Origin of the sequence: Aliifodinibius sp. S!AR15-10 (genome assembly GCF_031569985.1) — a bacterium.
Lineage (GTDB): Bacteria > Bacteroidota > Rhodothermia > Balneolales > Balneolaceae > JAMQKA01.
On the sequence record NZ_JAMQKA010000031.1, the window covers coordinates 1 to 19,704 of the forward strand.

General features: G+C 46.2%; 17 protein-coding genes. 9 read left to right on the plus strand and 8 right to left on the minus strand.

Annotation, left to right across the window (positions count from 1 at the left end; genetic code table 11):
* Positions 1 to 951 precede the first annotated feature (951 nt).
* Together NC796_RS17425 and NC796_RS17430 are read right to left on the minus strand one after the other, a co-directional pair.
* Positions 952 to 2,253: a DUF4147 domain-containing protein gene (locus tag NC796_RS17425; RefSeq protein WP_310686238.1), complete on the minus strand. Its 1,302-nt coding sequence runs from the start codon at positions 2,251 to 2,253 to the stop codon at positions 952 to 954.
* 120 nt (positions 2,254 to 2,373) lie between these two features.
* Positions 2,374 to 3,195, minus strand: a complete 822-nt coding sequence (locus NC796_RS17430; RefSeq protein WP_310686239.1) for a glycosyltransferase family 2 protein — start codon at positions 3,193 to 3,195, stop codon at positions 2,374 to 2,376.
* Between the two features lie 903 nt (positions 3,196 to 4,098).
* On the opposite strand from NC796_RS17430, the gene NC796_RS17435 reads away from it, so the two are divergent.
* From NC796_RS17435 to NC796_RS17450, 4 genes are all read left to right on the plus strand, one after another.
* Complete coding sequence (locus NC796_RS17435) at positions 4,099 to 5,082, plus strand: PhoH family protein (RefSeq protein WP_409070392.1); 984 nt, start codon at positions 4,099 to 4,101, stop codon at positions 5,080 to 5,082.
* Positions 5,083 to 5,152: 70 nt separating this feature from the next.
* Positions 5,153 to 5,977, plus strand: coding sequence for an MBL fold metallo-hydrolase (locus NC796_RS17440; protein WP_310686242.1), 825 nt, complete (start codon positions 5,153 to 5,155; stop codon positions 5,975 to 5,977).
* Positions 5,964 to 6,755 (plus strand): purine-nucleoside phosphorylase, encoded by a 792-nt coding sequence (locus tag NC796_RS17445; protein WP_310686244.1) that lies wholly within the window; start codon positions 5,964 to 5,966, stop codon positions 6,753 to 6,755. Before NC796_RS17440 ends, NC796_RS17445 begins: the two co-directional genes overlap by 14 nt.
* 308 nt (positions 6,756 to 7,063) lie before the next feature.
* Complete coding sequence (locus tag NC796_RS17450) at positions 7,064 to 7,300, plus strand: hypothetical protein (RefSeq protein ID WP_310686245.1); 237 nt, start codon at positions 7,064 to 7,066, stop codon at positions 7,298 to 7,300.
* A gap of 652 nt (positions 7,301 to 7,952) precedes the next feature.
* Here NC796_RS17450 and NC796_RS17455 read toward each other — a convergent pair.
* From NC796_RS17455 to NC796_RS17475, 5 genes are all read right to left on the minus strand, one after another.
* Positions 7,953 to 8,909 (minus strand): polysaccharide deacetylase family protein, encoded by a 957-nt coding sequence (locus NC796_RS17455; RefSeq protein ID WP_310686247.1) that lies wholly within the window; start codon positions 8,907 to 8,909, stop codon positions 7,953 to 7,955.
* A gap of 17 nt (positions 8,910 to 8,926) precedes the next feature.
* Positions 8,927 to 9,910: a hypothetical protein gene (locus NC796_RS17460; protein WP_310686249.1), complete on the minus strand. Its 984-nt coding sequence runs from the start codon at positions 9,908 to 9,910 to the stop codon at positions 8,927 to 8,929.
* 261 nt (positions 9,911 to 10,171) lie between these two features.
* Positions 10,172 to 11,647 carry a hypothetical protein gene (locus tag NC796_RS17465; RefSeq protein ID WP_310686251.1) on the minus strand — a complete coding sequence of 492 codons (1,476 nt, stop codon included), beginning with the start codon at positions 11,645 to 11,647 and terminating at the stop codon, positions 10,172 to 10,174.
* 231 nt (positions 11,648 to 11,878) lie between these two features.
* A complete protein-coding gene (locus tag NC796_RS17470) occupies positions 11,879 to 12,289 on the minus strand; it encodes a hypothetical protein (RefSeq protein WP_310686252.1) in 411 nt (136 codons plus the stop codon).
* Positions 12,286 to 12,708: a hypothetical protein gene (locus NC796_RS17475; RefSeq protein ID WP_310686254.1), complete on the minus strand. Its 423-nt coding sequence runs from the start codon at positions 12,706 to 12,708 to the stop codon at positions 12,286 to 12,288. Before NC796_RS17475 ends, NC796_RS17470 begins: the two co-directional genes overlap by 4 nt.
* A gap of 442 nt (positions 12,709 to 13,150) precedes the next feature.
* Here NC796_RS17475 and NC796_RS17480 point away from each other — a divergent pair, with 442 nt between their 5' ends.
* Positions 13,151 to 13,744, plus strand: coding sequence for a hypothetical protein (locus NC796_RS17480; RefSeq protein WP_310686256.1), 594 nt, complete (start codon positions 13,151 to 13,153; stop codon positions 13,742 to 13,744).
* A 326-nt stretch (positions 13,745 to 14,070) separates the two neighbouring features.
* On the opposite strand, the gene NC796_RS17485 is transcribed toward NC796_RS17480, so the two are convergent.
* Positions 14,071 to 14,766, minus strand: coding sequence for an outer membrane beta-barrel protein (locus NC796_RS17485; protein WP_310686257.1), 696 nt, complete (start codon positions 14,764 to 14,766; stop codon positions 14,071 to 14,073).
* Between the two features lie 452 nt (positions 14,767 to 15,218).
* Here NC796_RS17485 and NC796_RS17490 point away from each other — a divergent pair, with 452 nt between their 5' ends.
* The 4 genes from NC796_RS17490 to NC796_RS17505 all read left to right on the plus strand — a co-directional run bounded on the left by NC796_RS17490 (position 15,219) and on the right by NC796_RS17505 (position 19,685).
* A complete protein-coding gene (locus NC796_RS17490) occupies positions 15,219 to 17,192 on the plus strand; it encodes a beta-L-arabinofuranosidase domain-containing protein (RefSeq protein WP_310686259.1) in 1,974 nt (657 codons plus the stop codon).
* A gap of 197 nt (positions 17,193 to 17,389) precedes the next feature.
* Positions 17,390 to 17,521, plus strand: a complete 132-nt coding sequence (locus NC796_RS17495; protein WP_310686261.1) for a hypothetical protein — start codon at positions 17,390 to 17,392, stop codon at positions 17,519 to 17,521.
* Positions 17,522 to 17,599: 78 nt separating this feature from the next.
* Positions 17,600 to 18,559, plus strand: coding sequence for a hypothetical protein (locus NC796_RS17500; RefSeq protein WP_310686262.1), 960 nt, complete (start codon positions 17,600 to 17,602; stop codon positions 18,557 to 18,559).
* A 25-nt stretch (positions 18,560 to 18,584) separates the two neighbouring features.
* A complete protein-coding gene (locus NC796_RS17505; protein ID WP_310686263.1) occupies positions 18,585 to 19,685 on the plus strand; it encodes a DUF3179 domain-containing protein in 1,101 nt (366 codons plus the stop codon).
* The last annotated feature ends 19 nt before the right edge of the window (positions 19,686 to 19,704 follow it).

Below are 19,704 nucleotides of genomic sequence, written 5' to 3' on the forward strand. Positions count from 1 at the left end.
CGCCGGACGATCGATGCGTTCACCAAAGCGCACAATAAACAGGCCGCTCCCTTTGAATGGAAAAAGAAGTTCGTCAAACCGGGAAAGCTGTCGGATAATTACGCTGATTTATGAATCTAAGTACTAGTATATAAGATCATCTTATTTCACATTTCACCCATTGGAATCAGGATCAACAGGACGGGATTCCTTCGCAAGTAAACATTACCATCCTGCAGATCCGCTAATCCTGTAAATCCCGGTTCTAATTTTACACTCATACTCATCTGCCTCATCTCTGCTGTTTTTGATACTACTCAATCTTACTCCCCCTGCCCTTTTCGAACAACGGGGAATTCACGGATCTTGCTCTCTTCTTGGGAAGATCTCTCATTCAGCAGGCTCCCTCACGCCAGTAGTCGGACACGGTTCGAGATTACCGGTTAAATAGAGACATATTATAATTAATTAGGGGCTCCTCAAAAAGGGCGGCTCCTCCATAATTTGGTTAGTTAATTAGGATACCCTCAAAAGCAACGGTAGTCTTTTGGGTGGGTGGAGGTGTACCGGGCTCCCCGTAAATCCCAGACCGGGGAGAGGTGAAGGATAATTCAAATCCTCTGGCAGCCCCCAAGTCCAGAAAATCCTTGCAGCAGGTGGTCGCAAAGATTATTAATGGGCCAAAGTAAGCTTCGTTTTACAGCAGGTTAGAACAATATCTGGGATTTTCTGGTGATTTTTTCTGGTTCGTTTTTTCTTCACTGAAAAAATGAACAATCCTTCCAGTGAAAAGGGCTTCAGGATGGGAATCAGTGAATCGCGTAGTTCAAGTGCAAGGTAAATGTGTACTTTTGCTAAATACCTTTGCATTTATTGTGTAATATTTATCTCCTAAGTATATAATCTGCAATCATTTATTACCCTCTTGAGGATGCACTAAATAAATACAATTAGGGAAAATAAGATATATACCTAATCCACCAGCACAATCTGCAGGTCCATCAGGTTGTTGCCCGTGGGACCAGTGATGAGCAACGAACCCACCTCCTGGTGGAAGTGGTAGGCATCGTTATTCTCCAAATAACGTTCAGGATCCAATCCCATCTCCCGGGCCTTCGCAATTGTCTTGCCCGTTACCACTGCACCGGCTGCGTCCGTCGGACCGTCGATGCCATCAGTACCGGCACTTAGCCACGTAATGTTATCTTTTCCCTGTATTTCAAGCGCGCCCCGCAGGGCCAGCTCCTGGTTCCTCCCGCCCTTGCCAGTGCCGGTTACATCCACCGTACTTTCCCCGTAAAAAACAAATGCAGCCGGCTGATCACTCGATTTCATATTCCCAGTCACTTTTCCGGCAATGCTTTTCGCTACCTGTCCTACATCTTCATTATATGCTTCCTCCGCGACCCAAGACCGGTAACCTTCATCTTGTAACATTTTTCCTGCATTCTGTGCCAGTTTCCGGGCTGAGCCAACAATCATGGAGTGATGTTTCTTTACCGGGTCCTCTCCTGGTTGGACCGTCTCTGGGACAGTGCCCTCTACACCTTGTTCAATATGATGACGTGCAGATTCCGGGATCCGATTCCACAAGTTATACTTCAATAAAATATCTTTTGCCTCCTTGAATGTGGAGTCATCGGGGGTTGAAGGTCCGCTGCCAATAACCTGCAGGTTGTCGTTGGGTACATCTGAGATCACAAGGTCGACTAATGTCGCCGAGGGGTCAACATGTCGCAGCAATTGTCCCCCCTTCACGAGAGAAATATGCTTGCGTACAGTGTTGATCTCATGAATAGTGGCCCCTGAGTTATTCAACAATTCATATATCGTATTCAGCTCCCCAATTGTAATACCATCCGCTGGTCGGCATACCAGAGAGGACGTACCCCCGGAAACAGCATAGAGCAGTAAGGCATCCCCGGGTACTTTTTCAAAAAAGCGGCTGAGTTTATCTCCGGCCGCTACGCTTGTTTCATCCGGTACGGGGTGGGCCGACTGGTGTAGCTCAATCTGGGGATGCATCTCTCCCGGATCATACGAGCTGATCGCAAGTGCTGCTGCCACGCGGTCTCCCAGCTCTTCACACAGGGTATGCACCATCTCCCAGGAAGCTTTGCCACTACCGGCAATATAGACTTCCGGGTAATCATCAAGGTCTATAATAAAATCCTGCCCCAGTATTCTGCTGTTATCAAAAACACCTTTCAGTACAGCAGATGGCTTTTGAGATTCCAGGGATTGCAGAAATACCTGCTCGGCCAGCGTGTTCATGTTTAATTATTGATTTTATAGTACCCGGTTTAGTTGGGGCATATTATAGCTTTTTTCAATCCGTATTTCTAGCCTGAGTTTCGATGTCTGTTATAATAAACAGGACTTGATGCAGTAGAGCTATTTTTTATACATAGAAAAAAACTCATACCCCATCTTCCCGACTTCCACGATAAATCCCCAAAACAGGACCAATATTCGTTTTATGCCCTTTGTATGCTTTGAGATCATGAGCCACTTGTACCGTATGGTCAGCAGGCGATTTTTAAGCCTGCTCAGGTACCCCCGCTCATAGCGACGATACAGGTAGACCGCTTTGTTTATGATCTCAACGCTGTCGGCTTCTGTCAAAAGCCGAATCGCATAGTCTTTGTCCTGTCCACGCAGCAATCGCTCATCATAGGACCCCACTTTTTTGATAAGTGCCCTGGATATCAGCATGCTGTTTTGATGAAACGGGGACTTGATATTGAACAGCAACTCATCGACCATTGACCGCTTATTCTCCACGCTGGGCGGTGAGCGATGCCCCAGCACCCGATTGCCGTTAAACGTTGAGAATCCCCCAAAAACAAGCTCAGCTCCAGTTTCTTGTGCACGTTGATGTCTAAGCTGAAGGCTATCTTTCGGCAATTTGTCATCGGCATCCAGGATAGTGATATATTGCCCCTTGGCTTCATTTAACGCCCGGTTAACGGCAGCTGACTTGCCGAGGTTCTCTTCGTGCGTATACCGAATGGGGACACCCTCACCAGTTTGATTCCTCATCAATTCTTCAACAACTGCAGGCGTCTCATCGGTAGATCCGTCATCGACTACAAAAAGCTCAACATCGAGGTCACCAAAGCTGCTTTTTTGTACACTGTCTATCGCTTCCGGCAAATAAGCCGCCATATTATAGGTGGGAATGATCACCGTGATATGTGTAGATTGTTCCTTCATTCAGAGTTGTACCCGTTCCTATGAAATCTCTCTTCCCTAGTGGTAGTGAGCCAACGATTTTTGTTATTCGTTATCGGATATTGTTATTGGGAAACGCTCATAGAGCTGACAAGAAATAACCACTTACCAATAAACTAGTACTTAATTCCAAAAGTTAGCGTAATAATCGATTCTAACTTTTTAACTTATTTTGTCAGGTCATCCCCCTACCCCCCCCTTCGAAGAGGGGGACTCTAGAGGCTTTTTTCGAGTTACTTAGAGTTAATTTTAAATACGCTTTTTTCTGACAATAAGTACTAGTAAGAACACTAACAAAGGGTCTTTATGGATCGACTAAAATTAAAAACGTACAGTATAACAGCAATTCTGGTTGAGATCCCTGTAAAATTGATCATATCCTTCCATTAGTGTCCGGGAAAATTACTCTTTTAGGCAAAAAATAGCATTTAAGTTCACGACATACCGTTTTGGGAAAGGAATTCAATATGATCCCCGGCATGAACAGGCTACATACGACAAGACCTGCTTTCGGACCTGGTAACCTTGACCGCCCGGAAGGGAACGGAGGGGAGCGTGAAGAAAAAATCTGCGATTTTTTTCGTTTAGTTCTTCAGTCCGACCACTGGCGGATTTCATTGCTGAAAAAATGAACACAAGAATTAGTAGTAGGAAGCTCCAAAAGTTTTTTTACCGGACAACAGTGATCTCCTTCTACAACTCTAAAGTAAACTGAGAGCAAAATACACTATATTGTTTCGTCGTTGTGAACAAATTATTAAAAGAATAGTTTTGTTCACCCACTGTATACAAACAGTTTAATTCATTAGCTATAAATCCTTATCTTAATCAAGAATTAAGTACAATAAAATGCATTGAGGAACGCCTATCGCAGTAGAACAAAACATCGGTGAATACACCATTCATATAGAAGATGTTGAACCTGTTCTCGTTCTTGGCTTCGAGGATGAGCATCTCAACAAGATCGAGGACGCCTACCCAGAAACCAAGATCACCGTCCGTGGCAATAGTGTGAAGTTGAAAGGCCCTGACGACGATATTGACGATCTGCGGGAGATTATTGAAGAATTGATCGATATTGCGGATCGAAACGGAGATCTCACGGATAGCGATGTTGAAACGGTGCTGGCCCTGCAGAAGGGGGATAGCACCAAGCCGGCCAAAACCAACCCCCTGCGCGATCAAACCCAGGATTCGGAAAACTTTATCCTGCACTCCCAGTCCGGCGAAACGATTACAGCCAAGACCCCCGGGCAGCAGGAGATCGTCCGGGCTTCTGAACAGAATGACATTGTGTTTGCCATCGGTCCGGCAGGAACGGGAAAAACATTCACCTCGGTTGCACTGGCCGTTCGGGCGCTAAAAACCCGTAAAGTAAAAAAGATTATCCTGGCTCGACCTGCTGTAGAAGCCGGAGAAACCCTCGGCTTTCTGCCCGGCGATCTGCGGGAAAAGATCGATCCCTACCTGCGTCCGCTGTATGATGCACTGGAAGAGATGATAGAATATGACCGGCTGGAGCTACATCTTGCCAAAAATGTGATTGAAATTGCTCCCCTGGCCTACATGCGGGGCCGTACCCTCAACAACGCATTTGTGATCCTTGATGAAGCCCAGAACGCCACAAATAAGCAGATGAAAATGTTTCTGACGCGTATCGGGTTCAACAGCAAGGCGATTATCACCGGTGACATCACACAGACCGACCTCCCACAGAAACGGCACTCGGGGCTTATCTCGATCCAGGATATCCTCAAGGATATCGATGGGATCCGGTTCGTGTACCTCGATCAAAATGATGTGGTTCGCCACCGCCTGGTACGCGAAATTATTGATGCCTATGACAGGCACGAAAACAAGAATAGTTAGCAATTCTGTGATGCTGATGGTGCAATTTTCATAACCCATCATTCATCTGACCATCCAACAACAATTCCTGATGCAAACCCAATCAAATTCAACAACAACATCCAGGGCTTATCCACTGTACGAAGGTACATTCAGTGTGGGGACCGACAAAAAGTTTAACCGGATTGACCGCGACGATCCCCCGGCCAAAGGTGCTCTTAAGATCTCGCTGAATCCATTCCTGATCAAAACCGAAGAGCGTAACTATCTTATCGATGTTGGAATCGGTGACTTTGGAGAGGATACGAGCACCGAAACGATTAAAGAAAACCTGGCAGCGCACGATGTTGCGGACTTTGAAATTACCGACATCATCTGCAGCCATCTCCACTACGACCATATTGGCGGACTGGCGGGCCGCAGTTCCGGTTTCTGGGAGCTGACCTTTCCTGATGCACGCCTCTGGGTTTCCGGCAAAGACTGGGAAAAAGCGACTGGCAAGGATACGTATTATGACGATGAAAAGACCCAATTTCTGCACTTCATCGATGCCAGGGCCGACCTTCATTTCCTGGAGGATCAAGATCAGCCGTATCCGGAACTCACAGTCGAAAAAATTGGCGGTCACACTGAATTCTCGCAAGTAATCTGGTTTGACGACGGCCATGCCCGTTATATGATGGCGGGCGATGTGCTGGCCGTCCGCGGCGAAGTGAACCGAAAGTTTGCCGCCAAATATGATTACGATCCCGACCGCAGTATGGAGGCCCGAAAGGAACTGCTCAAAAAAGCTTATCAAGAAGAATACACTATCATGGGCTACCACGACAGCCACTACCCGCTGTTTCGGCTGAGTGATTACAATGAGAAGCAGGGCTATGTGATAGAAAATATTGAGGCGGATGTCTCTTCCTGATCACCTGGAAGAAATAACGGCCTCTCTTCTTGAGAAAGGAGTTGCCGAAGCTCCGGAAGCGGTTATCATACTGGGCTCCGGGCTGGGGAGTTTTTCCAACTACATCGAAAATAGCACACATATCCCCTACTCTTCTATTCCCCACTTCCCGGCCACCTCGGTACAGGGACACAGCGGAGAACTAATTACAGGAGAAATCGAAGGGCACCCGATCATCGCTTTCTCGGGGCGCTTTCATCATTACGAAGGCTTCACATTTGAACAGACCGCCCTGCCGGTGTATGTAGCCGATATCCTTGAAGCAGAAAAACTAATTATTTCGAATGCCGCGGGAGCGATAAACACGGCCTTTAATGTAGGCGATTTAATGGTTATTGAGGATGTGATGCGCCAGAATTTTCGTATCACCCCTAGAGGGAAGTCGCGATTTCGTTATTCACATTACCAGTGGGTTGATACCGTTCGCGAGCTGGCGGCTAAACTGGGAATCGCGACACGGCAGGGAACCTATATCTACGTCAAGGGTCCCAATTATGAAACCAAAGCCGAGATACAGGCATTTCGCACTATAGGCGCTGATGCCGTAGGAATGTCGACCGTGCCCGAACTAATGGAGGCCGCCCGGCTGGGTATCAAGACAGCCGCCATTTCGTTAATCAGCAATATGGCCGCCGGCGTAACCGATGGAAAACTAAACCATGACGAAGTAACCGAAGCTGCTGACCTGCGAAAAGATGATTTCAGCAACCTGGTTCAAAAATTGATTAAGGAACTTTAAATCTCCTGGACTGCCTGCAACATTTGCGAGTTGAGGTTCACCTTTTCTCAGAGCAAAAGGGATTACAAACCATGGAACTTTTGTGATTTGCATAAGTATTAGTGACAGAAACTGAGTGGAAACCAATTATTTCCAGGGTCGAATTTATTTTTTTGTAACATTTTTGTGCTTGACTTCTCTTTATAATAAATAAGGACTAAAAGTATTGTGCTTGGTAGACCAAATCGTTGATAAAATGCTCTATATGAACGTTCAATATAAATGCACAATACGCTAAGACGGCAATTACAATTAATTTGTGTACAGCAATGAGTATAGTAGAACTGAAAATGTTTGAATACTATTCAACAGGAAAATATAAGGGATTCCTGTTGAAAAAGACTGAAGTTATTGACAAACAGAAGAGTTTAAAACGACTTATCTTTACCAATGGTCAGTTTGAAGTCAGCGCCATTGGTCGTTTCCAAGAAGAGGCTCTTCAGACAATTTTTTCACAAATCGACAGGTATTTAGAGCACAATCCTGTGCACTCTCACGCAGTTTAATTAGGGCCTGTTAACACTAATTGTGTGCACTGTGCCGGAGGCCATTTTTCCGTAAGCCAAGGCGCCGGGAGCGTGGTGTGGGGTCCTCACACTAGCAAGCGGGAACGCCGGATTGCGGAAAAAGGGGCCCGGCCCTTCGGGTTGCGCCCAAAATGCCCCCATTCTGCGTTGCTGATCGCTTATGTAGCAGGGCTACACAACGCTATCAGCGCCTTGTCTGGCCCATTTTGGGCAGCAACGCAGCGTACCCAGTTAGTGTTAACAGGCCCTAGAATATTTAGTCTGCAAGAATGTGAGTGATTTTGTGCATTGGGTGCACGTGTACTAATGATGTATAAATCATCTCACAATAATAAAGGTCTTATTAAGTAATAATAAGCCCCTTATTATTACTGGGTTATAGTCTTGGGTAGTAATTGCAGCAAGCTTAATTCACTTAACTCCGATACCATCCATTGCTCGCTTCCGTCCGCTCTGCGGCGGAAGCCCCTCTGACGCGCGTCTTTGTTGCATCATGAGTTATACTGGACGCGAAGCGTCCCAACAGGTCCCAACGGAGAGCATAGGGACCAAGCGTGGGATTATTAATAAGAAATCTTATAACGAACTGACATTAAATTGCCGCTGGCATTGACCATCGGCCCACAGATTTTTAGTATACATCTTTTACCCCTCTCCCCTGGTTATTTAATTTGTGAACAAATTCTGGAGTTACGGGATCTCCTTCAAAGAACTCTCGTTCAACGCCCCGGGTAAGTGCCCACCGGTCGATCCATGAAATACCCCAATCGCCATACCTGGTAAAGGGGTTATCGTAGGCCGGATCTTTTATTACATCGGTTTGGGAAATGAACCGGTAACCATGTTCTATATATACTTGGGTAAGCTCGTCCAGGTAACGTGCATTCAGAAGGCTGGCGTGAATGAGAAGTATTTGCGAAATGTTTCTTCCAAATAATTTGTCAGAGGACTCTTCGTAAAAAAGCAGCTTATCCGTCATGTACTTAACATAAGCCTCTCCGATTTTTTGCATTAATTGTTGGTCATCCTGCTGAAATGCATTATGATAAGCTTTTGCAAAGATATAGTCCTCATTGTCTATCGTCACCGGGGCTTCTGTATAACCTTGTTCACTTAGAAACGTTCTCAGGGAATCGGCATGTGCTTCTGATAACCCAAGCCGCAGGTAGGGATGGCGGAAATATTGATATGGCAGGCCATACTTTCCCGATAATTCGCGGCTTACTTTTTCTCCCCTGGTAACATCTGCAGTATATTCTTCAAAAGGAACCTGGTGATAGTTCTTGTGAGAAAATGTATGATTCCCAAGTTCATACCCTTTTTTTAGCCAGTGTTCCAGCAGTTGTACCTGGTTTGAATCCAAGCGACCGCCCTCATACAATTTGAATTCATTGACATATCCTATGGCCGGAATATTGTATTTATCAAATGTACGTATGAGGTCTTGAGTCACCTGTAAATGAAATTCTGGATCGTCGATGCCGTAGGAAACTACCGGCAGATCATCTACAGTAATGCACATGGTTTTATCTTGAGCATACAAGACGCTCACCGCTATAGAAAATATCAGTGTAAAAAAGTATTTCATATTGAATTGTATAATTATTAATTGTTGTAATTTTTCAGGATCCCGGCATCTACCCAGTAGATATCCCGGTCGCTGATGTAGAAAAAATATTTGCCATCTCTAGTAACAAATGGGCAGCGTTCGTGTCCTTTTGTATTGATAAGCTCTCCCATATTTCTCGCTTCTTTCCAATCGTCATGTTGGTCTCTAAAACTAATATACAAATCGCATTGCCCGTGCCCTTCTCTTCTCACAGAGCTGAAGATCATATGCGATTCGTCGGGCGCTACAAACACATCGGCTTCGTATTGGCGGGAATTGATGTTTTGGTTTAAGCGGTGGGGAGCCTGGAAACTCCCATTTTGAAACTTGGATTTATAGATGTCAAAATCGTGCTTTCTTTCTTCAGTGGCCGCAAAATTTGAGGCGAAATAAATGCTGCCATCATTCGTAAAGGAGCTGTAGTATTCATTTGCGCCTGTATTGATGGAATCTCCTGCATGGACCGGGTCGGACCACCCTGAATCAGTACGGGAAGAGTACCAGATATCGTAGTCTTTTGGCACTTCAGATCCATCACGAGACATATTAGAAATGTAATACAACCTTTTTTCATCCGGGGAGAGGAAAGGATCATTGAAACTAAACCGTTCATGTGCAATCAGGGGCATGGGTGACGTCCAGATGCCGTTTTCCAGCCTCGCAGATCGTATTTCCGCTTTGCCTTCGATATCCACTCCATAATAAAATTCGGTTGCATCCTTTGAGAAAACAGAACCGAATTCATGTTCATCACTCTTCGAGATCAGATTCGGAGCAAATTTCTCAGGCTTCATCCCAGGGAATTTTTGGCCCAAGTAGAAGAACAGGTCATCTTGTACCGAACCGGAATCTCCTTCCACATGAGTGAACAGTTTATCCAGATCGTCTACGTGCTCTTTTTTACCGGTCCATTTGTTGCTTTGGACACTTACAAGAAGTAACAGAAGAATAGCATAGAAACCGTGGAATATTTTGTTCACGAAGTATCAGATGTAGATGATTTTGTTTAATAAGAGATTACAGCTGCTACAAGGATTAATAGAATTCCTTATGCAAAGTAAGTCAGCTGGTCCCGGTACGGCAAGAACATAAGTTAGTTTCAGATAAATGTCTGCCATATTTAGGTTAGCCATATTACTCATCTAAAACCAACATTAGTGCATCTTCGGCAAAAAAATTTTAATTGATCTCAGATTATCCCAAAAATATTTAGACAGCAGGTTTCATCCGAAATTGCAGTGCTAAAGCAGTTCCTGTTGGTTTCCGAATCGGTCAAGGTACTGGGTAAGCTTCACTTTGCGGCGGGTGCTTACGCTGGTCATATAGCGAACCTTACCGTAGATGGGTCGTTCCTGCCACGCGCGGTCGAATCGCCCCAGGCACCAGAAGATGCCGGAATAGCTGTTGGGATCACGCCCGTCAATAGCAAACTTGTTATTAAGCTCTATCATGAACTTCAGCGCGGTTTGGGGATCGGGGGTCCACTCCAGAATTTTCTTGCCCCACAGCATCCGCAGGTAGTTGTGAATGATTCCCTCCTGCCGGAGCTGGCGCTGGGCGGCATTCCAGAGCTCGTCGTGCGTCTGGGCTTTTTCGAACTGCTCGTAACTGTATACCCATTCGCGGGGATCATCTTTGTGGTCCATCAGCGTCTCCAGGGCCCAGTCGGGCAAACTGTCAAATTCGGCGTAATCGGGTCGATGGTGCGCAAAATGGAATCCCACTTCCCGCCAGGTGATCAGCTCGTCCAGGTACTTGGAGATATTGGACTCCCCGTTCCAAAACTGTCCGCGCGACCCATCGTTGTATGAGATATCTCCTAAATCCCACCCTTTGGGTTGATGGTCCAGCACCGTTTTCACAATCTCATACTCCGATATCTTCCCGAAATGCAGCCAGGGGCTCATCCCACTTACTTTGTTCTCATCCGGGTCATTTCGTTTGTCTCCATAATCCATAAGCCCATACTGCACAAACTGTCCGAGCTTGCCGAGTGCCGCCTGCCGCGTCCCCTTGATCTCCAGTGGCTTCACCTCATGGTCTATCGGCTGCTCACCTAGAAACGAAGTAATATTATTGGGAATATTGCCACTAGTGGGCAGTTTTTTACGGATTGCATCGATATCCAAAGTATTTCGATTCTCAAGCTCCTCCAGCGGATTTTTTTTCGGGGGATGTGTATAACATTCCACAAAGTGTTTCTGCACAATCTTGCGAAAAAAGTAGGCGCTGTAGGGATCTTTGTCAGTGAGCCCCAGTGGAATAATCCCGTTGTTATCTACGGTTGTGACCGGGATGTCAAGGTTTTCCCCGAGCCACCTATTGCGCTCACGAATAAAGTAGACCGGGAATTCGTCGGTCACCAGGTAACAGGCATTGCTAAAGACTTCCAGGTAGGCCTGCTTGTTGGTACCCGACTCCTCTTCCACAAAGGAAAGATAATTCAGGTCATGTTTCAGAGCATACTGCTGCACCTCCTGCATCCCCTCCAGGTAAAACTGGTGTATACGGTCAGAGGCCCACGGGTAGTCGTTTTTCAACTCTTCGTAGAGCAGCAAGGGCTTCCCCAACTTGTTAGCCCAGCCCACGGCATATTCCAGCGCGTAATTGTACTGCAGCCGGTGGCCCAACTGCATCCAGTAGACTACGTAATCGCCTTCACTGTTGGGACTCAGATCATTCCTGTGAAATACACGGTGGCGGTTGATGTTTTTCATGCTCAATGCTCTTTTATAATTCATTTTCGGAGGCGTCAACAGCAATGGAAGAGCAGACATTCCCTCTTTTGACTTCTTGGATATCTCAGATTACAGAGATGGTTAGAAATCATCGGTGCATAAATTTAGTACGGCAGCATCCCGACTTGCTACCTATTGTCACTACTTTAATTGCAGTGGCCTCTGTTTTCAGTACAGCAATGTTCTATCTTGTAATTCTGCTATCTTTGATCAGTTAAGCTCATTCTTGTTTGTTTTTTCATCTTTTTGTGCTGTAAAGTCTTTTGTACTGAACACATCTGACAAAATGGATTGTTCGATATATCCCCGTTGTTCCGATTTTACAGGTATCCGTATGATAAGGTGAATTTCTCCAGCTGCCGGCACCTGAATAGTCACCCGCGGTTCCACCGATGGCACGTCAAGTCCCTGTTCATCGCTGATTTGCTTCATGTGCTTGCGTACGTCTTCAAGATATGGTTGGCAATGCCTGTTGGCGGATTCCAGGAACGCCTTCTGAGCTTCCCGCCAGTTATCTTCCCTCTTAAACGGAATGGTAATTACATGCAGAATATAGTCGTTCGTATAACTCTCGTTGATAACGGGTTCCGAGACAAACAATGCATTGGGAAGAACCGTCATACGTCCTGTCCGTTGGTGAGTGAGCTTACCAGGGCCGACTTCAAGGATCGTGGTAGCAAGCAGATTTTAATCTGTATGCGATCACCTAAATTAAAAGAACCAGCCCCGGTTTTGAGTATCGATCCGGTAACACAGAGAATCAACTCCTTGGTAGCCACAACAAAAGCAATCGCAATTGCCACGATCGACAAAGCAATTGTTCGAAGCTGTTCACCCCATATAAAAAATAGGCCCAGCAGCAGTATAAGTAACAATCCATTACGTGATTGAACCAACCACCGACGTCGCAGATCGGTAGTACCTACATTTCGACGAATATATCTAGCAATCAGCACACGCAATACAACGATTGCGATAATGAGAATACCCGTGCTGACAAACATATACATTAAAGAACCTGAAATAGTGAAATCTTCCATCCATACTCTTAAATCTTCAAGCATTATTATTTGTCCTGCTGATTACTGATCATTGAAATATTAAAACGTATTCCATCCACATTGTAAATTGAATAAAAATGTAAGGTTTCTCGACGTTCCGATACAATTGTATAATTTTAGAACTTGTAATCGCAATTATATCAACTGTACACTCAACAAACTCGCCAAAGAATTCCAGTTCCTGTTCCCTCCTCCCATAACCTAATGTTTTGGGACACCTGTCATCTTTTTCAAGACAAGCCTCGGGAATTCGCTGGACTGGAGAAGGTAACCAATCAGCAACTCAACAATTCGACGTTTTAAACATCTCGAAAGGGCCTGATATCAAGCAGGTATCCTTCTTTCATCAACTTCTGTTCGGAACAAAGACTCGGTTAAGACGATAACAACCGGATGAACATCTACAGAAAACCATAAACTTATGTCCATGCTAAAAAAGTTACCGCTATTATTACTCGCTATATTTACAGTATCACAACTTTCGGGAGTAGAAACGGCCAATGCCCAGGATGGATTCTTTACGGACGCCCAAACATTGTCCAAAGGGACTGGCACCCTTGGCATTCAACCGGTGTATTTTACCGAATCGGAGGATGGCATGCTGATGTTTCGTGGTGCTTACGGGCTGAACAGCACCGTCACGCTACACGGCAAGCTGGGTGTATTTGAAGATGAAACCTACGGCGGCGGCCACCTGGAGATCGGTCTGGCTTCTGAACCTTCTTCCAGCATCTCACTAGCCCTGCTCGCCGGGGTTCACGTTTGGGATGAACCAGGACTAAAGGCTTCCCTTATAGCGAGCAAGCGATGGGACCAGGTTAGCCTGTTCTCTGGATTGAGCTACGAGCCTATTTTCTATGAGAATAATACGCTGGGTCCCCTGCTTATACCGGTCGGCATCGATGTGCACTTGGACAACAGCTCGGCAAACCTGGTACTGGAGGCTGACCTGGCCGCAAACGACGATGGAGAGTTTCTGCAGGCGATTACGGGCGGTATTTATTTTTATTTATGATTTTGCTCCTTTAAATATCAAATAGAACCCACTTACTTCTGTTATAGCACGAAGTAACACGGTGAAGCCATAGAGGTCCACAAAGGCGTAGTTCATGCTTCATGACCTCTGTGGAAACTGTGTTACAATTTAAAAAGTAAAATTTGGATATTTGCCCATCACTTATCATTCATTAATACTGTCGTTGAATGAAACTCGGATATCACGGTTGAAATGGATCAACACCGATAAAATATAATCTGTAGTTTTCTGCTGCATCTGTGGCATCGGCGTTCTAGTCCTTCGCTAGTCTGGTATCTTTTAAAAAGAGTAGAATTTGACAGACACTAGAAAGCCACTATAAAGCCCAGTCCCACTGTAAATAGGTCTGTACTAGAACGACTCGTATCGTACACAAGGGTACCGTTATTGTTGCGCAGGGCTCCCTCTTTCAGGTAGTCAGCCTCTCCACCGAACAAATAGCGCGCTTTGAGATCGATAAACCACGTCAACTTCTGACCTAAATCATCATAGGAATCGGCTACCTTAAACTTGAGTCCGCCACCAAGTCCGTAACTGAACGCGGTGTCATCAAAATTGGTAGTCGAGGCGATCGTATCAAAATCACTGTCATCCTCCACTTTGCTTTCCGTAAAGAGATAATTCAGGCCCACCAGCGCATCGACGTAGGGTCGAACGATCCGCTCCTTTGCTTCCAGCCGGGTAAAAAAGTGCCCCGTAAAAATGTTGTTGGTCGTGCGCACTCCCACCCGTACTTCGGGAATATTGGGATTGAAAAACTCTTTTCGCGATTGATTACCGTAATTATAGAATCCCAGGTTTAGACCCACCGTTAATGGTGAGTTTTTGACGCTATATGCCGCCATGCCCTCAAGTCCTATACCATTGCTCTCAACATTGCGCTTGAAATTACCCTGGGGAAATCCGCCGTCAAGGGTTAAGCCAAAACTAAAATCCTGAGCGATGGCCACCGGCAGACCAAATGCCGTCAGGAATAGGAGTAACAGTAACATCTTTTTCATTGTAGTAGTCCCTTTTGATTAAAAAACTATAAAGTGATTTTACGCATCTGTTACAAAAAAGTTCATGGCATTTTGATGTGATTTTAGAAGGCTCTGCAAAACCGCGGTGTATAAAAACTGTCATCACGTCCGCCAAATGGCGGATTGGGGCGTGACGATCTCCACACGAGGGGAGATTACCGCACTTCATTCACTATACACACCTTTGCCAAGGGTACGGTGCACTTCGTTCATTCTGTTGGCAATGGCACCATGGTATTTCAAATCCTCATTTATTCTTTACCAAAAATCAGGATGCTAATGCTATTAAAGCTGTGCCCCTTGTTTCTCATCCTTATTTTTACTATCAAGTGTTAAAGAAACACTTTTGTAATTAAGAATAATTTGGCGCTGTACCTTTGTAGGCTAACATTTTACTCCCCTATTTTTTGAACACCTAAAATGGAGTCACCATGTCTTTAGATATCAGAAAAATCAATTGGGTTGGATATTGCTTGTTACTAGCTGTCATGCTACTAGGTGGTTGCAGTTCTGGAAATGAAGAATCTACTGATAAATTTACGATTGTTCCCTCCCGGGATATTGTTAAAGCGGAGCAATTTGAGCTAAGTGAGGTTCAACTTCTTGAGAGCCCGTTCAAAGATGCAAAAGAGCGGGACGGTAAATACCTTCTCAGCCTGAATCCAGATCGACTGCTGGCTCCCTACTTAAAACAGGCGCGAATGGAGCCCGAAGTTGATAATTACGGGGGCTGGGAATCGACCGGCCTCGACGGACATTCGCTGGGCCATTATCTATCGGCGATATCCATGATGTCTGCCACCAGTGATAATGAAGAATTTAAGCAACGGGTTGATCACATTGTGAGTACGCTTGCAACAGTGCAGGATTCCATCGGGACAGGCTATGTCGCCGGGATTCCCAACGGCAAAGAAATATTCGACGAGATAGCATCGGGCAATATTGATGCGGAACCTTTTGGTCTTAACGACGGCTGGGTGCCCTGGTATAATATCCATAAGCTTTATGCCGGTTTGCGGGATGCCTACCTGTATGCTAATAGCGACTTGGCCCGGGAAGTGTTGGTCAAACTTTCAGATTGGGCTGTGAACCTCTCAAATCAACTTTCTGGTGAACAGTTCAGGCAGATGATTCGTGCAGAATATGGCGGGATGAACGAGGTACTGACCGATGTGTATGCGATCACCGGTGACAAAAAGTATCTCGAAGTGGCCCAGCGCTTTAATGACCAGCGGCTGTTCGATCCGCTTGCCAGTGGTGAGGATCAGTTGGAGGGCCTGCATGCCAACACCCAGATTCCCAAAATTATTGGTGCAGCACGGGAATACGAATTTACGGGCAACAATACCCTCCAACAGGTTGCCACTTTCTTTTGGGAGACGGTAGTAAATAACCGTACCTATGCCAATGGTGGTAACAGCATGAATGAACATTTTGGAGAGCTTGGGAAACTTGCCGAACGCCTGAGTAAGGTGACCTCTGAAACCTGTAACACCTACAACATGCTAAAGCTTACTGAGCATCTAATGAAATGGTATCCTGATGAGCCGAAGTACGCCGCTTACTATGAAAAGGCGCTCTACAACCATATCCTGGCATCACAGGATCCCAAGACAGGGATGGTCTGTTATTTTGTACCGCTGATTTCCGGCCATTTCAAGACGTTCAGCAGCCCGGAGGACTCTTTCTGGTGCTGCGTGGGATCGGGCATGGAAAATCACACCAAGTATGGCAAGAATATCTACCTTCACACAGATTCAGAGCTTTTTGTTAACCTGTTTATCCCTTCAGAAGTAACCTGGAATCCCAAGGAGGTAACCCTGCGGCAAGAAACCGATTTTCCCCGCTCCCAGAGCTCAACACTTACGATATCAACTGAAAATCCCACTCAGTTTGCCCTCAACATCCGTCGGCCGGGCTGGGCGGGATCCGGATTGGGGATTTTAGTTAATGGTGATCCCGTCGATGCGCAAACCAGCACCGCTCATGTTTCCATAGTGCGTGAATGGAGCGATGGCGACCAAGTTGAGGTGATCCTGCCGATGGATTTCCAGTTGGAGCCACTTGCTGATAATGAACATAAAGCGGCGATCACCTACGGACCCATCCTGCTGGCAGGTCAGCTGGGAGATGCACGCATGCAACAAGAACCGATCCCCTATGGTGGGTACGACGGTTTTGACGGCCGGTGGGATCATCGTCGATATGAAGATATGGAGCTTGTGGAAGCGCTATCATTTGATGTTGGGGATCAACCGATTCAAAACTGGATCTCCCCTGTTGAAGGACAGGCCCTTCACTTCAGAACGCAGGGCGTTGGCAGCCCCAATGATGTGGAACTGGCTCCTTTTTATGAGGTGAACCACCAGCGCTACGCCATTTATTGGGATATCACTCGGCAATGAGATGCGTTGAAGGTTGGATTAATTTAATAATGAACAACAACGGCTTTGTTTCATCCCGGACCCGTACCGGGATCTCGCGGAAAATCGAAGCGTTGATATAATTGGTGTAGTGCGCTACGTTCAACAATCTTACCAGAGATTTGGGTCTGAAGTAGTCCGAAAAGATTGGCTGCGTAGAGTTGCATCAGTTTGCGGAAATGAAACTGGCCGGTAAATCTCCGGAAGATGCCATGCCCCTGGTCAAGGATCACCTTGATCGGTGCGGCAGTTGCCGTGAAGAGTATGAGGCCTTGCTGGAAGCCATGAAAAGTCTTGAGAATCCCATCTAGTAATTTAAGTACGTTAAAAAAGTAAGATTCCCGCCTATCTGGTAGTCTAGTAGAAAATGAAAGCTCAACTACCAGGTTATGAAAAAGCGACTCACATATCCCCTTCTCGTTTTAGCCTTTTTAATTCCTGTTGATCTCCTCGGGCAAACCTGTAGTTGTGCAGGAGCACCGCTAATCAGTTCACAAAGCATTAGTTCCGCCTCAAAAGGAAATCTCCTGGTAGGGTTGACCTATCAGTATAATGATATCTCTAATCTTTACACCGGAGATACCCAGCTAACCAATCGTTCGGTGGAACGGAACACCCAGTCCACGCTTTTGGAGTTTAATTATGGTATAACAAGTCGACTGACTGTCTCTGCAACAACCACATTTGTTCGAAAGCAGCGGACTGGGCTTCTAAATCCGGGCAATCGCGATCAGTTGACTACTCAAGGCATAGGCGATGGCCTCGTACTGCTTAAGTATGTGCTGCACCAGAATACCATTCGCGAGCAGTATCAGCTGGCCGTAGGTGGCGGCGGGAAAATACCGTTTGGGAAGAGCTCCCTTACGCAAAATGGTATAGCTCTGAATATGGATATGCAGCCGGGTACCGGGGCTTGGGATGGCGTGCTGTGGTCCTATTTTTCCAAAACATTTGCACCGGCTTCAACCATCAATTTTTTCCTGTTCAACACATACAGGATAACCGGCACCAATGAGCGTTTTGGCAGTGATGACCGCTATAAGTTTGGAAATGAATGGGTAGTCAATGCCGGTATTACAGACACGTTCCTTCCCAACCTCTCCTATATCGGTATGATCAATTACCGATCAACCAGCTCTGATGAGCGTAATGGTCAGGCACTGCCCAATACCGGTGGAAAATGGGTTAATCTCGAACCGGCATTTCGTTACCAGGTTTCGCAGGGATTGTCCGTAAAGTTGTCTGGCCAAATTCCGGTATATCAACACCTCAATGGGACCCAGCCCACCACGGCTTATACTGCTTCATTTTCCCTGTTCTACAACTTCGGGAAACGAGTCATCTTCTAGTCAATACAAACCAATGGTGAACAAAATGAAATCGTTAAAACCGTTTATATTAGCAAGTTTGGTGCTGGTATTTACCGGCTGCAGTTCTGTCAATGATAGTTCTAGCGGTAATAGTCTCGTGGAAGGCGACTGGCTCATCCCCAGGGGTGAGGTTGTGGATGGCGGGCCGGGGCAGGATGGCATTCCCTCCATCGATGATCCACAGTTCTCCGTTGCTAGCAATGTGAGCTATGTCGGTGAAACCCGAATAGTCACCGGGATCAAAATCGGAGATACGATCAAAGCTTACCCGCACCAGGTCATGGACCATCACGAAATTGTAAATGACGCGGTAGGTGATACCCCGTATTGCCTCACCTTGTGTCCGTTGACAGGAACCGCAATCGCGTGGGAGCGGGTCATCGATGGAGAAACGGTTGAATTTGGGGTGTCGGGTTGGCTGTTCCGAAACAACCTTATCCCGTACGACCGAAAAACAGGAAGCCGGTATTCCCAGATGCAGATGCGCGGGATTAACGGCCCTGAGTCTAGCACCCAGCTAAACACGATACAGGTCATTCAGACCACTTGGAGTACATGGCGGGAGATGTATCCCGATTCGCAGGTGCTCACCACCAATACCGGTTTCAGCCGAAATTACAGCGGTTACGTGTACGGCCGGGATTACTACCTGGATGAGAATTCTGGGACGCTCTTCCCTGTTCAAAACTCTGATAACCGCCTGCCCAACAAGGCACGGGTACATGGTATTATTGCAGAGCTACCGGCGGATCAGAACGCGCAGGTGAAGGTGTATCAGATAGGGTTGTTCGGGGAAGGAGTTCATCTTGTTTCCGATCAGGTTGGAGGTGAAGATGTTATAGTCGCAGGAAGTACCAACTATAATTTTGCTGTTTCCTTCCACGCACTTCCTGAAGATGGTACCGAGCTTAATTTTGAACCGGTACAGGACGAATTGCCATTCATCATGGAAGACCAGGAGGGGAACCGCTGGGATCTGTTCGGCTATGCCGTGGAAGGGCCGCGGCAAGGAGAACAGCTTGCTCCGACCAACTCCTACACCGGGTACTGGTTTGCGTGGGCTGACTTTTTCCCGGAGCTGTCTATCTACCGGTGGAATAGTTAGGTAAGCGGGAATTGCATTA

Excerpts from the sequence above, each read along its gene's own strand:
- NC796_RS17485 (WP_310686257.1), bottom strand. The coding sequence starts at position 14,766 with ATGAAAAAGATGTTACTGTTACTCCTATTCCTGACGGCATTTGGTCTG.
- NC796_RS17490 (WP_310686259.1), top strand. The coding sequence starts at position 15,219 with ATGTCTTTAGATATCAGAAAAATCAATTGGGTTGGATATTGCTTGTTA.
- NC796_RS17470 (WP_310686252.1), bottom strand. The coding sequence starts at position 12,289 with ATGACGGTTCTTCCCAATGCATTGTTTGTCTCGGAACCCGTTATCAAC.
- NC796_RS17445 (WP_310686244.1), top strand. The coding sequence starts at position 5,964 with ATGTCTCTTCCTGATCACCTGGAAGAAATAACGGCCTCTCTTCTTGAG.
- NC796_RS17425 (WP_310686238.1), bottom strand. The coding sequence starts at position 2,253 with ATGAACACGCTGGCCGAGCAGGTATTTCTGCAATCCCTGGAATCTCAA.
- NC796_RS17495 (WP_310686261.1), top strand. The coding sequence starts at position 17,390 with ATGAAACTGGCCGGTAAATCTCCGGAAGATGCCATGCCCCTGGTCAAG.
- NC796_RS17440 (WP_310686242.1), top strand. The coding sequence starts at position 5,153 with ATGCAAACCCAATCAAATTCAACAACAACATCCAGGGCTTATCCACTG.
- NC796_RS17450 (WP_310686245.1), top strand. The coding sequence starts at position 7,064 with ATGAGTATAGTAGAACTGAAAATGTTTGAATACTATTCAACAGGAAAA.
- NC796_RS17505 (WP_310686263.1), top strand. The coding sequence starts at position 18,585 with ATGAAATCGTTAAAACCGTTTATATTAGCAAGTTTGGTGCTGGTATTT.
- NC796_RS17475 (WP_310686254.1), bottom strand. The coding sequence starts at position 12,708 with ATGGAAGATTTCACTATTTCAGGTTCTTTAATGTATATGTTTGTCAGC.
- NC796_RS17455 (WP_310686247.1), bottom strand. The coding sequence starts at position 8,909 with ATGAAATACTTTTTTACACTGATATTTTCTATAGCGGTGAGCGTCTTG.
- NC796_RS17500 (WP_310686262.1), top strand. The coding sequence starts at position 17,600 with ATGAAAAAGCGACTCACATATCCCCTTCTCGTTTTAGCCTTTTTAATT.
- NC796_RS17480 (WP_310686256.1), top strand. The coding sequence starts at position 13,151 with ATGTCCATGCTAAAAAAGTTACCGCTATTATTACTCGCTATATTTACA.
- NC796_RS17465 (WP_310686251.1), bottom strand. The coding sequence starts at position 11,647 with ATGAAAAACATCAACCGCCACCGTGTATTTCACAGGAATGATCTGAGT.
- NC796_RS17430 (WP_310686239.1), bottom strand. The coding sequence starts at position 3,195 with ATGAAGGAACAATCTACACATATCACGGTGATCATTCCCACCTATAAT.